Here is a 13,441-nt window from a genome sequence, read left to right as displayed (position 1 = left end):
CAGCCCGGCATCTCTGCCTGTCCCTTGCCCAAACCTTGCGATGACGCTGTTGATATCATCACCCACAGTTTAGTCGTTATGGTTTTTGTACAGGCCGGGTTTCTTAAACTTGTGGGTAAAAGTTAGGCTGCGTCGGGTCCGTGGTTTCGGGGCTATGGCTTCACAGGCGCTCAAAATGGTGCGCCGTCCTTGACGTTTTCGACAGAAGAACAAGGGCGGCCAAGCTGCGCAGATTTGAAGAGCTCAGGCATGGAGGAATGCGCTGAGGGTCGTGATCAGCAGAAAAGGTGGAATGCTGTGGGGCGGCAGTCCACGCTGGGACGAGGATTCTAGGGAACGCGACGCAGCGCGTCCCTACCAGCTCTGGATGGCGCGGTATTTCGTGAGGGTTTTGAGGGGGCATCCAGGCAACGTGCTGAGCTGGAAATGGCAGATGCGTTCCTGACTCACTCCCGCGCTCCGCACACTCACCTCACGCCCGGCTCTTGTCCGCGCGGAAGCGGCTCCAGAACGATTTCTTGTTGGGCACGGCGCGGCGGATTTCCACGATGGGGCTCTTTTTCGTTTTGGAGGAGGGCTGCGGCGCTGGCTTGGGCTTTTCGGCTTCCTTTTCCGGCTTGGCGGGGGAGACGGTGGCTGGCGGAGGCGGCGGTGAGTCGGCGGGGCCGTAGAGCTCACGCGTCTTTTGGTGCATCATTTCGGCTTCAGCCGCACGCTGCATGGAGTCGCGGATGCTGGAGGGCACGGCGCTCTCGGTGAGCGGTGGCAGCAGCGGATTCGGTCCGGAGGCCCAGGTGCCGAGCGTCGGCATCATGGAGGCGATTTCGTTTTGATTGTTCACCTTGTGCAGGCCGATCACACGCAGCGAGGTGCCAAACATGTAAAAGATGGTGCTATCGTCCAGACCTTCCACCATGCTGCCGCCGCGCTGCAGGATGGGGCTGCCGCGCAGGATGATTTCATCCTGCGTGATGAAGGCTTCCTGGCACAGCGCCTTGGCGGGCTCGCTGAAGTCCATTTCCACAAACACCTTGCCACGTGCGCGCACTTTCAGCGGCTTGCCATCGGCGGAGTATTTGAAGACCTGGATCGAGTCTGCGGCGATCTTGAGGTAGGGCGGAAATTCCAGCTGCTGCGTGGAGATGCTCTTGGCCTCCGTGAAGCTCATGCTCAGCAGGAAGCTCAGATCCGTGGGAGACTTGGTCATGGAAACCTCCTTCATGCCGGAGGCTGCCTTGTCTTTGTCCTTGTCTTTCTCGGCGGAGGCGGTCTTGCCGGCCGTCCCGGGGGTGTTCAGGCTGGCGCAGCCGACGCCCAGCAGAGCTATAGCTATCGCCAGCGAAGCGACGGCGGAACGGGTCTTAAACTGTAGTAGAGAAGTCATCTGCGGGTCTTAGATACACCCAAAGGCGATTTTGCTCATCTTGAAATTACTATAATCTCTATTCCGTCACCTAGGGAGAGGGTGGCAGCGTTCATAGGTGGCAAAGGTCAGGCCATGGGCATGCGCGGCGTCCGGAGGGAAGTGCTGGTGGGAGATGCGCTGCCATTCAGCGGGATCCACCGTGGGGAAGGGGACGCCTGTTCCCAGCGCCTGGTCCACATGGGTCAGGATCAAACAGTCTGCCCAGGGCATGGCGGCATCAAAGGCAGCGCTGCCGCCGCACACGAACAGTTCCCGCACTCCGGCCGCACGGGCGCGTGCCAGGGCCTCCTCCACACCGGCCACGGTTTCGCCCACCGGGGGCACGAAATCCCTCTGGCGGGTCATGACCAAGGGGTGGCGATCCTCAAACCAGCCGATCATTTCCTCATACGTACGGCGGCCGAGCAGCAGCCACTGGCCGCGCGTGGTGCGGCGGAAGTGCTCTTTGTCCCGCGGCAGGTCCCACGGCACACCTTCTCCCTGGGAGATGAAGCCATCCGCAGAGACGACGGCAATGAGGGTGACGATGGGGCGGGTGCTCACGGGTCAGGGCGTGAGCGCACTCAATAGACGGCGGATTCTCCCTCGCCAAGCAGCCGCACCCGGTTTTCCAGCCCCCGTTCGCGGGCGGCCTTCATCAGGCGCTCGGCGGGTTCATGCATCGGCTCGCCACCGAGCGGAAAGGTATCGTGGTGCATGGGGATCATGGCCTGCGCCCCCATCATTTCAAAGGCGTCCAGCGCCTCCTCGGGGTTCATGTGCACCTGCCGGCCGCTGGGGGCGTCATAGGCGCCGATGGGCATGAGCGCCAGATCGATGTTCGCCCGCTTGCCGATCTCCTGGAAGCCGTCAAACATGGCGCTGTCTCCGCAGTGAAACAGGCAGCGCTCGGGGGATTTGATCAAATAGCCGCCGAATTGACGGTGCGTGTCGTGGATCATGCGCGCGCCCCAGTGCCGCGCCGGTGTGAGGGTGATGCGCAGGTCCTGAAAAGTGGCGCTCTGCCAGGTCTTCAGCTCCACGATGTGGCCGAAGCCGCAATGCCGCACCACCCGGCCCACGCCCTCCGGCACGATGATGGGCTGCGCCGCCGCCAGTTTACGCAGGCTCGGCAGGTGGAGGTGATCGTAATGCGCGTGCGTCACCAGCACGAGATCGATGGGCGGCAGGTCATTGGCCCAGACGCTGGGGTGGCGTACCCGCTTCACGGGGCCATGCCACAGTGCCCAGTTGGGGTCGATGGCGATATTCACTCCGCCGACTTGGGCAAAAAAACCCGCGTGCCCCAGCCATGTGACGGCGATCTCATTGTTCTTCGCCACCGGCAGCAGTCCGAAATTCTGCCCCGGCTTGCGCGGCGAGAGCAGGGTGGGGATGAGTACTTCATTGAGAAACTGGAAGTTACGCTTCCGCCAGCCTTCCGTGGGCAGCAGCCCGATGCGGTTTCCTTCGGACTGCGCCTTTCTGAGCAGGCCACGCTTTTTCGGCGGACTGGATTTTCCAGCCCCGGTGGATGGGGAAGCGGGATCGAAGAGCATGGGTGCTGCTTGGCTCTTGTGAATAATAAACCGCCCGCAGCGGCAAACTCAAGAATTAAGTGCCTACCATAAATAGGTGAGGGGGCTGATGTCCGGGCAGGGGGAAGACGGAGGGGTGAAAGGCAAGATAGGGCAAAGCCCGACCCCTGACGATTCTTGACCGCCCTTGACCCTTTGACGGTCTGGTCAGTTCCTTTGCCCAGGTGCCATCTTTTCCACCCGCCGCAGACTCTACTTCACCGTCCCCATCGCGGTCACCCACTTGCCCTTCGTCACCACTTTCTCCACCACGAAGCCCGCGCGTTTGCCGGCGGCCAGACAGGCCTTGGCCTGAGACTTGAGAATGCCGGAGAGCATCAGTACGCCGCCCGGTGCCACGGAGCGCACCAACTGCGGGAAAGCCGCCTCCAGCACATCAAAGAAGATGTTTGCCGCCACGATGTCCCAGGTCTGCTTTGGCTCCCACTTGAGCACGTCCACCTTGGTGAAGCGCGCCTTGAGGGTGCCGTTGCGTTCCGCGTTTTCCTTTGAGATCGTCACGGCGGCGGGATCATAGTCACAGCCCCACACACGCTTTGCGCCGAGCTTTTCAGCGGCGATGGCCAGGATGCCGCTGCCGCAGCCCAGGTCCGCCATGCTCCAGGGTTTTCCTCCGGCCTGCAGCGGCTTTGCAGCATCCACCAGCAGGCGCAGCACGGTGGCCGTCGTGGCATGGTGTCCGGTGCCAAAGGCCATGTCCGCCGGCACGGCGATGATTTCGCGCCCGGGAAACTTCGCGCGTGCTTTCTCGATCTCCGCGTCCGTCTTGACCGCGCAGACGACAAAGGTGTCCCGCACTTTCACTGGCGGAGGTGTTTGAGAGGCATGGGCCGCCCAGTTCTGAGTTTTGAGGCGCTTCGTCGTGCCGCCGTATTGTTTCTGCGCCGCCTTCACCGGGGCCTGATTCTCGCTGTAAAATTCCAGGCGCACCATTTTGCGACCCGGAAAACTGGTGATGACGAGGGTGCCGTCCGTGTTATCCGCGAATCGTTCTTCCCAGGAGTCAGCCGAACGTGAAGCTGTGAGTTTTGACCAGACAAACATGAGCCATTTTTTGGAAGGAACCTCTCGTGTGAGAGGTGGAGCGGGTGACGCGATTCGAACGCGCGACATCTTCCTTGGCAAGGAAGTGCTCTACCACTGAGCTACACCCGCTTTTGCTTTGGGACGGAGATTCTGGCGCATCCCCGAACATCGTGCAAGCATAAAGTGCATATGTTGAGAATGTTTTTATTCACGCCATGCTGTGCTCGTGAATCTTCCCACGCATATCTGGATCAACGGCCACATCAGCCACACAGCCGAGGCCCGCATCTCACCTTTCGATCACGGCTTTCTGGTAGGTGATGGTGTGTTTGAAACACTCGTGGCACGTGGCGGGAGGCCCTTCACGCCCACGCGGCACTGGCGTCGTCTGGTGGACTCATGCAAGGCCATGAACATCACGCCTCCCGATTATGACACCTATCTGAACGCCATGCTGGCCACCATGCAGGCCAATGGACTCAGCGATGCCCGCGTGCGCGTCACGCTCACCAGTGGCGATGGCCCGCTCGGCTCTGATCGCGGCGACTCCATGGCCACGATGACCGTGGCAGTCACGCCGCTCAAACCCTGGCCGCCCACCGATACGGTGATGACCGTGCCATGGACGCGCAACGAGCGCTGCGCCCTCGCAGGCATCAAGTCCACTTCGTATGCCGGCAACGTGCGCGCACTGGCCCTCGCCCATGCCGAAGGGGCAGGGGAGGCGATCTTCGCCAACACCCGCGACGAACTCTGCGAAGGCACTGGCACCAACATCTTCATCGTCACCGCAGGTGTGGTGAAAACACCACCGCTCAGCTCCGGCTGTCTCGCAGGTGTGACTCGCGGCCTGGTGCTGGAAGCCTGCGCCGCCGCTGGCATCGCCGTGGAAGAGGTCGCCATTCCCATCGCCGCCCTGAAAACTTGCGACGAAGCCTTCCTCACCTCCAGCACCCGCGATGTGCATCCGCTGGCAAAGATCGATCAACGCCCCATGCCCGGCGTGGAGGGCGCCGTTACTCAGCGCGTGGCGCAGGCATTCCGGGATTTCGTCGCGGGGCGGGATGATCCGTGAGGCATGGCCCATTGATCAATGCTGCAAAAGGCAGTCCTGCGCAGGGTTGGATGGTGCAGATGCAAAAATAATTTCCGTGGAGTGTTCGGCAGACTGGTTAGACCGAATGACATCCCACGCCTTTTTCAGCCATTGCAACGCTCCGGCCTCGTCATTGGTAGCGCCCAGCACGTGAGATTTGTTGTCACCAAATCGAAGTGCCACAAGCCAGTTGCCACCAGGGGCCGAGCTGAGCGTGAAACCGTGGCAAAAATCAGAGGTGATCAAGGCGCCGTTGAAGCGGTCCTGCCCTGCTCCCTCCTGCAAGACCAGATTCCCCGTCTTGCGATCAACAGTTACACTGCTCATCGCATCCGTCAGGTCGATAAACATGCCGTAGTCCTTCTCGCGAAAGCCTTGGATGGTTTTGTTCATGACGGGGTATGCGGGTTTTGACGCTGGCGAAGCACTTCCACCATCAACTTAATACGTCCTTGCCTCACTTTTGGCAAGACTCGCCCCGGATTGGACAGTGCCATCACTAACCTGCACTTCTAACACTCCCAACGCTGATATGCGGGGATGTAGCTCGGTATTCCGATACCGAGTCGGCACCGTCGCGGAATCGGAATTCCGCGCTACATCCAGGCGTGCAACACGCTGTTCGCAGATTCCCAGGGGTGTGAGAAATGCAGGCTAAACGCGTGGTGCAGGCGTTTCTGGATTTCGTGGCGGGGCGGGATGATCCTTGAGGCGTGATTTGGAGGGGCGTGCTTTGCGCGCCGTGCGGGATTGATTTGGAGTGTGGTCGCGGAACGAGTGCAGCTATCGCTTCGAGGGTCTCGTGGCTTGCGTAGGCCCTGAGGGAAAGAGCCTCCACATGCTCCCGCCTTCGTAAGGTATGCTGATTGATTTTCACTGTCCACCACGGCGAAAGCGGTAGCTGCGTTCATTCTTCACTTCGCGACCGTACTCCAAAAGGCGCTGGGTGCTAAGTCATGACTTCGTCTCATACACCTCGCCCAGCTTGCCCATCAGCGTTTCCAGCTTGGTGTAGTACTCGTCTTCGTTCATCTTGGCCCGCTGCTCCTTCAGCGCTTTCAATTCACGCTCCAGGCCATCGCGGGTGCTGCGCTGAGCATCGGTGAGCTTTTGTTCTTCCTCGCTCAGCACCAGCACCATCTGCGCGGCGCGCTCGCCATCGATCGTCATGCCGTTGGTGGCGGAAGGATCGGCGCCGAAGACTTCGCTGCGGGTGCCTACGCCATCGCCGTTGTCTTCCACCAGGGCGTGTTCGGTGGCCAGGCGGCCGTCGTTTTCGTAGAAGGTCGCGGTGGCTTTGCTGGCATGGCGGAAGGCCTCCAGCAGGGACACCTGCTTGTCCTGGTCCAGATCCGCCTCCTCTTTTCCGCCGATGGCTTCCGCGAAGTATTCGCCAAAGCGCGCATAGAACACCTCATCGGGGCTTTTGGTGGAAGTGATGACGATGCGGTTTTTGCCCGAGAGCGCCTTCAAAAAGCCGCCGCTGGAGGAGGCCGTGTGAATGACCGCCACCTCCTGCTTCAGCGGCTTGATCCATGCTGCGAGCTGCTTGGCGTCAAAGTCCGGCCCTTCCGCGCTGAACATCGCCTCGCGTCCGTCAAAGGTTCCGTGGCCGATGAGCACCAGCCACAGCGAGTGCGCGGGATCCGCGCTGCTCAGGCGTTTCGCGAGCTCCTCGGTGGTCTTCTCTCCACGCACGAGGGTGGCGGTCACTCCGGCCTTGGTGCAGGCGCCCGTCCAGGCGTCCACCTGCGTCTTGAATTTTTTGCCATACTCCTCCGTGCCCGAAGCGCCGACGACGATGACTACATCCAGCGCACGCGGCGCGGCATAGAGCAGGGGAGCGAGCAGCGCGAAGCCCAAAGTAGTCCAGAGCTTTAGCTCGTTCAGACAAGGTGTGGCGAAGCGAATGCGGCTCCAGACCGAGCTGAAGCTCTCAACTACTTTCGTCGTCATGCCATGCCTCCTTTTCTCCGCAAAAACCACTCTGCGCCCAGCAGCAGCAGCAGCGCCAGGAAGATCCACGGCGTATGCCACAGCGGCGTGGAAAGCGTGACCTCCACCGGCACTCGGATGTTTTTCAGCAGCTCAGGCAGCTTGCCGATCTCCTCCAGCGCCAGCATCCGGCCGCCGGTCTCCGTGGCGATGCGCTGCATGAAGGCTTTGTCCGGTGCCAGCCTGCTGAACTCCTCCGCCTGCGGCCCGTAGGTCCATCCGGCGATCTTGCTGCCCAGCGGCGCATGCTTTTCCATGTCCTCCACGCTTGCCACCGCACGATAGTTCCCCGAGTTCGCAGAAAAGAACTCCGTCTCAAACAGCCCCGCCTCCTTCAGGCTCGGCTCTGCAAAAAGCTGCGACTTCTTCCCATCCGGCTGCGTCACCTCGATCTTCACCAGGGCATCGCCATGCGCCTTGAAGGCGCGATCCCGCACGCGCACAGACAGCTTCACGCGCTCGCGATCCGCGGCATCCGTCTCCGCATTGAAGGTGATGCTATCCGCCACGTCCACCACCAGCCAGCGCATGAGCTGCCGCCACGCTCGTTCCATGTCTTTGCGGGAATCTTCATCGTGCATGCCCCAGCGCCAAAGATCCGCCACCATCACACTGCCCACGCGCCCTTCGCCAAAGCGTTGCGAGACGATGGCCGGCATGGTCGTCTGCGAACTGTCGGACACGGTTGCCAGAATGCTCGCGCCCGGTTTGATCGAGAACGTTTTATTGATGGCGTAAAACGCAGGCATCGCCGCCAGCCGCTTCTCATCTTCCGCGCGGTCCGTGCGCAGGCGCATCCAGGATTCCAGCCAGCCTTCGCGTGTCAGATTAAAGCGCGCATCCAGCATCGGCCCCGCCGTGGTCGTGCGGTCCAGGTACACCGGGAGCATGCTGCCGATGGGCGTGTGGTCATAGCCGCCCGCCTGGTAGCACTCCTGCCCGCCCAGCATCAGCAGCGCGCCGCCGCGCTCGCTGACGAAGCGCTGGATCAGGTGCATCTGCTCCTGCGTGAAGAAGCCGGCTTCCAGGTCATCGATGATGATCGCCCGATACTCGCTGAACAAATCCTCCGCTGCTTTGGGGAATCCATCGCTGAGTTCCTTGGCATCCCGTGTGCCCAGACGGATCAGCACCGGCTGGTCATAGCGCTGCGCCTCCTCGCCCTCCTTCGCGCCAAAGCCGCGGAAGAGCGGATTGGCGCTTTCACCGGCATGCCCACGCCATTCAAACTTCGGTTCCCGTTTGGCGATGCGCACCAGGCTCGGCATCTGGATGTCGTCATCGCTTGCGATCGCACGGCGCAGAAATTTGTACTCCCAGTTCGGCCTGCCCGCCAGATACAGCACGCGATACGGCCCCGCGCCGCGGTCCGCAGCCAGCAGGCGCGTGTTGTTGGCCAGCGTGGCCTCCTGCACGCCTTCGGTCTTGAGCTCCAGTTTGTGAAATGACACCCCCGGCTTGGCCACCGGAATGCGCAGGCGCACCGTCTGCGGGGAGTCGCCATTGAAGGTGACCTTCTCCGTCACGATGGCCTTGCCCTGCTCATCCAGCGCGGAAAGCGTGGCCTGCTTGCCATTCAGCCCATGTGCGGAGACGCGCGAAGTGATGGTGATGGGCGCATCTTCAAAGGGGCTCGTCGCCACCGTCGCATCCAGGATCGCGAGATCCGGGGTAGGGGTGTTCTTGCCGGCCAGCACGGTGAAAATGGGCGCGCCCTTCGCCTCGGCCTTCCACGTGGAGGCGTCAGTCGCATTGCCATCGCTGACCACCACCACCGCGGCGAGGTTGGTGCCGCCGCTGCGCAGCGTCATGAGTGTGCGGCACAGGTCCGAGCGAGTACCGTCAAACTTCAGCGTGCGGAAATGCGGCACGCTCTGCGTCTGCGTGCCCGCCGTCATGAGGCGCAGGCGGAAATCGTCTCCCAGCGTGCGGATCCACTCCGCGTCCTGGTCGCCGGACTTCAGCGCCGCGGAGACCTGCGTGGCACGGGTGGGAGTTCCCGGCTTTTCCGCTGTCTCCAAAGAGGCGCTCGTATCCACCAGCACCACGACTTCATTTTCGCCCTTCTTCGGCTGCTGCTTCGTCCACAGCGGATCGAGCAGGCACAGCGCCAGCAGGGCCAGAGCGGCCAGCTTGCACGTCATCGCGGCCAGTTTGCGCCAGCCGCGAAGCTGGGAGCGGCGGTAGCCCAGCCATAGCAGCCCGAGGACAAGAACGACCACCAGGGCGGCGAGCCAGGTGATGTCCGTGTTTTGCCAGAGAATGCGGGGCATGAGCTGCCAGTAAACGTGGTGTGCGGCGAAAAGCTACATCTCAACCGCCGTCATTTATCTTTGTTGCCAAAAAATGAACATGGAAGCGCTTGTAGGTTCACGCATCCTCGATTTCATCTGCGCCCGTTCACCGCCCGCATTCCCATGCCACTTCTCGATCCATACGCGTTTCAGCTCGCCGGTTTCAGCGAGGCTGACGTTGAGGAAATCCTCGCCGATCTCGAGTACCTCCACCGCAACTCCCGCTGGACCCACCGGCGCGACCAGATCGAGCGCATGATCGTGGAGTCTCCCGTCATTTTGCTCGATTTCCTGCGCAGCGTGCAGCCGGAAGTGGTCAAAAGTGCCATGATTCCGCGCCGCGTGAAGGAGCTGGTGGCCCGCTCCACCCCGGCGAGACAGCCTGTTTGAGTCCTTGCACCTAGCCTGACTTCCGCCACATTCGGCCTCCCCTCGGCCAAAATGGGCCGGGAGGCGTATTCCCATTTCCCATGTTCAACTGGATCATTAAAAAAATCATCGGCACCAAGAACCAGCGCACCGTGCGCAAGCTTCAACCTGTGGTGGTCGAGATCAACGCGATCGAAGCCCGGCTTCAAAACGAATCCGAGGAGTCGCTGCGCGAACGCACGCAGAAATGGCAGGCGCAGTTCCGTGCCTTCCATACGCCTCCGTTCCTCGGCGGTGTGAGCCTGCGCATTGCAAACGAATCTGACGTGGACGCCTGCCTGCAGTCCGTGCAGAAGTATTTCACCGACCTGAAGACGCATTTCCCAGCGCTGGAAACGGACTACCTTGAGAGCGCCGCCTGGAACGGTGCCTCCCTGGATGACAAGAAGGCACGCATCGACCGCGCCCGCGAGGCCTGGAACGCCATCCAGCCTGACTTTGCCCCCATTGAGCAGAGGATTCTCAATGAGATCCTTCCCGAAGCCTACGCCGTGGTGAAAAACGCCGCGCGCCGCATGTGTGGCCGCGAGATCATCGTCTGCGACCAGCCCCTCGGCTGGAACATGGTGCACTTCGATGTACAGCTCATCGGCGGTGTGGCCCTGCACAGAGGCATGATCGCCGAAATGGCCACCGGTGAAGGCAAGACCCTCGTCGGAACTCTGCCGACCTACCTCAATGCCCTCACCGGGCGCGGTGTGCACGTCATCACCGTTAATGACTACCTCGCCCGCCGCGACAGCGAGTGGATGGGCAGCCTTTATAAGTACCTCGGCCTCACCGTCGGCTGCATCCAGAACGACCAGCCCAGCCACATCCGCCGGGAGCAGTACCTCTGCGACATCACCTACGGCACGAACAGCGAGTTCGGCTTTGATTACCTGCGAGACAACGGCATGGCCTCCAGCAAGGAGCAGCAGGTGCAGCGCGGCCACTACTTCGCCATCGTGGACGAAGTGGACTCCGTCCTCATCGATGAAGCCCGCACGCCTCTCATCATCAGCGGCCCCGTCATGGCCGCCGAGAGCAATCACCAGTATGAGCGTTACAAGCCCCTCGTGGAGCAGCTCGTGCGCCGCCAGAACACCCTGTGCAACCGTTTGATCACCGATGCCAAGGAAGCCGCTGCCGCAGGTGAAATGGAGCAGGCCGGTCTGAAGCTCTTCCAGGTGCACATGGGCCAGCCGAAAAACCGCGCCCTCATGCGTGCCATGGAGGAGCCTGATCTCCGCCGCGCCATGGAGAAGGCCGAGCTTTCCCTCTACGCCGACACGCAGAAGGTCGAGTTCTTCAAGCTCAAGGAAGAGCTGTACTACTTCATCGAGGAAAAATCCCACGACGCCGATCTCACCGAGATGGGCCGCAATTTCCTCAACCCCGACGAGCCGGATGCCTTCGTGCTGCCGGACATCGCCACCGTCTATTCTGAGATTGATGGTGACATGACGCTTTCCGAAGACGCCCGCACCCGCAAGAAGGGCGAGATGATGGACCGCCTCTCCCACCAGGCGCAGCGAGTGCACCAGATCAGCCAGCTTCTGCGTGCCTACTGCCTCTATGAGAAGGACGTGGAATACGTTGTCGAGGAGAACAAGGTCGTCATCGTCGATGCGCAGACCGGTCGTAAGATGGCCGGCCGCCGCTGGAGCGATGGCCTGCACCAGGCCGTGGAAGCCAAGGAAGGCGTGCAGATCGACGCCGAGACCCAGACGCTCGCCACCATCACCATTCAAAACTACTTCCGCCTCTACCAAAAGCTCGGCGGCATGACCGGAACCGCGGAAACCGACGCCGCAGAGTTCCACGACATCTACAATCTCGACGTGCTCACCATCCCGACCAACCGTCCGGTGAAGCGTCAGGATCACAACGACAGCATCTACAAGACACGCCGCGAAAAATTCACCGCAGTGATCGAATTGATCCGTGAACTCAACGCCAAGGGCCAGCCCATACTTGTGGGTACTGCCAGCGTCGAAGCTTCTGAAATGGTCTCCCGCATGCTGAAGCTGCAGAAGATCACCCACAACGTGCTCAATGCGAAGTATCACCGCCAGGAAGCCGAGATCGTCGCCCGTGCCGGACATCGCGGTGCCGTGACCATTTCCACCAACATGGCCGGTCGTGGTACGGACATCAAGCTGGGCGAAGGCGTTGCCGAACTCGGCGGCCTCTTCGTGCTCGCCACCGAGCGCCACGAAAGCCGCCGCGTGGACCGCCAGCTGCGCGGACGTTCCGCCCGTCAGGGAGACCCCGGCGAGAGCAAGTTCTTCCTCAGCTTTGAAGACGACCTCATGCGCAACTTCGGCGCCGCCGAGCGCATGACGAAGATGATGGAGCGCTTTGGCATGAAGGAGGGCGAGGAGCTCCAGCACCCCTGGCTGAACCGTTCCGTGGAAACCGCGCAGAAACGCGTGGAGCAGCGCAACTACGTCTGGCGCAAGCGCGTCCTCGAATACGATGACGTCATGAACCAGCAGCGCGAAGTCGTCTATGAATGGCGCAACGACGTGCTGAACAGCAACGACACCCGCATCCTCATCAATGAGGCGGTGGAAAAGGGCATCACCGAACGCCTCGGAGCCTTTGTCTCCAAGGACATCAAGGATGATGAGGCTGACTACGAAGGTCTCCTCGCCTGGGTGAACGTGACCTTCCCCATCGGCCTGCGTGAGTTCGACGAACAGTTCAAGAAGCTCGACTTCGAAGCCAAGTCCGCCTACCTCAAGGAGAAGATCCTCGGAGCCTACGACGTGAAGGTGGGCACCGCCAATCCGACCGCCCTTCAGGAGATCGAAAAGATGATCCTCCTCAATGCCATCGACCGTCTCTGGCAGGAGCATCTGTATGCGCTGGACGCCCTGAAGGAAGGCGTGAACCTCCGCACCTACGGCCAGAAAGACCCGCTCATCGAGTTCAAGCAGGAAGCCTTCACCATCTTCGCGGAACTGATGAACAACATCAACGGAGAGGTCCTCGCCAATCTCTTCCGCAGCACCCAGCAGCTGGCCGCCTTCGAGCAGTTCCTTGCCCAGATGGCCCTGCAGCAGGGCATGCCGATGATGATCCCGGAGCAGGAGGAGGAAGAGGAGAAGCCCGCCGCTCTCCCTGATCCCGCCAAGGACGGCCCACGCCTCATCCTCCCCAGCAGTGTTCCCGCCCGCCCCAAGCCCACCGCCAACATCGGCCGCAACGACCCATGCCCCTGCGGCAGCGGGAAGAAGTACAAGCAGTGCTGCGGCCGCATCGCGTAAAGTAGCGCAGTTGCGCCGCAACTGGGTCTGAAGTGATGCGGGCACTCCTGCCCGCAAGAGCGAACGTCCCAACACATCGGAATCGCCAACAGTGATGCGGGTGCTCCTCGTTTTCTCAGCGGATGCCTCGTTCCACGTTCTGCTGAAAACATAGCGATGAGCAACCGCTCACACTTCAGCCAAAGGGCACATGCTGGATCATACAATGGGTGTGGCGGCAGCCCTCCTGTCTGTGAGCATGACGCAAGCGCAAGGGCGTAGGAGCATCCTCGCAGTCGGTCGGTTTGGCGAATGAAACGTCAGAGCGTGTGAACGCTCCAGACGCCAAACACAACCAACCTACG

The 13,441-nt window shown here is 61.3% G+C and carries 10 protein-coding genes and 1 tRNA gene; 3 read left to right on the top strand and 8 right to left on the bottom strand.

Features of this window, described 5'->3' with window-relative positions; translation table 11 throughout:
- Positions 1–472: 472 nt before the first annotated feature.
- The 5 genes from ACILSR_RS28740 to ACILSR_RS28720 all read right to left on the bottom strand — a co-directional run bounded on the left by ACILSR_RS28740 (position 473) and on the right by ACILSR_RS28720 (position 4,158).
- Positions 473–1,384 (bottom strand): hypothetical protein, encoded by a 912-nt coding sequence (locus ACILSR_RS28740; protein ID WP_395753265.1) that lies wholly within the window; start codon positions 1,382–1,384, stop codon positions 473–475.
- 66 nt (positions 1,385–1,450) lie between these two features.
- On the bottom strand, positions 1,451–1,969 hold the full coding sequence (locus ACILSR_RS28735; protein ID WP_395753264.1) for a dihydrofolate reductase: 519 nt from the start codon (positions 1,967–1,969) through the stop codon (positions 1,451–1,453).
- Between the two features lie 20 nt (positions 1,970–1,989).
- Positions 1,990–2,964: an MBL fold metallo-hydrolase gene (locus tag ACILSR_RS28730; RefSeq protein WP_395753263.1), complete on the bottom strand. Its 975-nt coding sequence runs from the start codon at positions 2,962–2,964 to the stop codon at positions 1,990–1,992.
- A gap of 231 nt (positions 2,965–3,195) precedes the next feature.
- Complete coding sequence (locus tag ACILSR_RS28725) at positions 3,196–4,047, bottom strand: 50S ribosomal protein L11 methyltransferase (RefSeq protein WP_395753262.1); 852 nt, start codon at positions 4,045–4,047, stop codon at positions 3,196–3,198.
- 36 nt (positions 4,048–4,083) lie between these two features.
- Positions 4,084–4,158: transfer RNA gene (locus tag ACILSR_RS28720), tRNA-Gly, on the bottom strand.
- Positions 4,159–4,255: 97 nt separating this feature from the next.
- On the opposite strand from ACILSR_RS28720, the gene ACILSR_RS28715 reads away from it, so the two are divergent.
- Complete coding sequence (locus tag ACILSR_RS28715) at positions 4,256–5,104, top strand: aminotransferase class IV (RefSeq protein WP_395753261.1); 849 nt, start codon at positions 4,256–4,258, stop codon at positions 5,102–5,104.
- 15 nt (positions 5,105–5,119) lie between these two features.
- On the opposite strand, the gene ACILSR_RS28710 is transcribed toward ACILSR_RS28715, so the two are convergent.
- The 3 genes from ACILSR_RS28710 to ACILSR_RS28700 form a co-directional block, all read right to left on the bottom strand.
- Complete coding sequence (locus ACILSR_RS28710; RefSeq protein WP_395753260.1) at positions 5,120–5,518, bottom strand: hypothetical protein; 399 nt, start codon at positions 5,516–5,518, stop codon at positions 5,120–5,122.
- A 561-nt stretch (positions 5,519–6,079) separates the two neighbouring features.
- Positions 6,080–7,081: a hypothetical protein gene (locus ACILSR_RS28705; RefSeq protein ID WP_395753259.1), complete on the bottom strand. Its 1,002-nt coding sequence runs from the start codon at positions 7,079–7,081 to the stop codon at positions 6,080–6,082.
- The gene (locus ACILSR_RS28700) at positions 7,078–9,393 is read right to left on the bottom strand and encodes a hypothetical protein (protein ID WP_395753258.1); all 2,316 of its coding nucleotides are present in this window, start codon (positions 9,391–9,393) and stop codon (positions 7,078–7,080) included. Before ACILSR_RS28700 ends, ACILSR_RS28705 begins: the two co-directional genes overlap by 4 nt.
- Before the next feature lie 144 nt (positions 9,394–9,537).
- Here ACILSR_RS28700 and ACILSR_RS28695 point away from each other — a divergent pair, with 144 nt between their 5' ends.
- Both ACILSR_RS28695 and secA read left to right on the top strand, forming a co-directional pair.
- On the top strand, positions 9,538–9,804 hold the full coding sequence (locus ACILSR_RS28695; RefSeq protein WP_395753257.1) for a hypothetical protein: 267 nt from the start codon (positions 9,538–9,540) through the stop codon (positions 9,802–9,804).
- A gap of 80 nt (positions 9,805–9,884) precedes the next feature.
- Positions 9,885–13,097 (top strand): preprotein translocase subunit SecA, encoded by a 3,213-nt coding sequence (gene secA, locus ACILSR_RS28690; RefSeq protein WP_395753256.1) that lies wholly within the window; start codon positions 9,885–9,887, stop codon positions 13,095–13,097.
- Positions 13,098–13,441: the final 344 nt, after the last annotated feature.

Source organism: Prosthecobacter sp., assembly GCF_044222565.1.
Taxonomy (GTDB): domain Bacteria; phylum Verrucomicrobiota; class Verrucomicrobiia; order Verrucomicrobiales; family Verrucomicrobiaceae; genus Prosthecobacter.
This window is presented reverse-complemented; position numbering and strand designations above follow the sequence as displayed.

Coding starts and splice junctions, on each gene's coding strand:
- ACILSR_RS28700 (WP_395753258.1), bottom strand. CDS start 9,393: ATGCCCCGCATTCTCTGGCAAAACACGGACATCACCTGGCTCGCCGCC.
- ACILSR_RS28695 (WP_395753257.1), top strand. CDS start 9,538: ATGCCACTTCTCGATCCATACGCGTTTCAGCTCGCCGGTTTCAGCGAG.
- ACILSR_RS28730 (WP_395753263.1), bottom strand. CDS start 2,964: ATGCTCTTCGATCCCGCTTCCCCATCCACCGGGGCTGGAAAATCCAGT.
- secA (WP_395753256.1), top strand. CDS start 9,885: ATGTTCAACTGGATCATTAAAAAAATCATCGGCACCAAGAACCAGCGC.
- ACILSR_RS28740 (WP_395753265.1), bottom strand. CDS start 1,384: ATGACTTCTCTACTACAGTTTAAGACCCGTTCCGCCGTCGCTTCGCTG.
- ACILSR_RS28725 (WP_395753262.1), bottom strand. CDS start 4,047: ATGTTTGTCTGGTCAAAACTCACAGCTTCACGTTCGGCTGACTCCTGG.
- ACILSR_RS28705 (WP_395753259.1), bottom strand. CDS start 7,081: ATGACGACGAAAGTAGTTGAGAGCTTCAGCTCGGTCTGGAGCCGCATT.
- ACILSR_RS28710 (WP_395753260.1), bottom strand. CDS start 5,518: ATGAACAAAACCATCCAAGGCTTTCGCGAGAAGGACTACGGCATGTTT.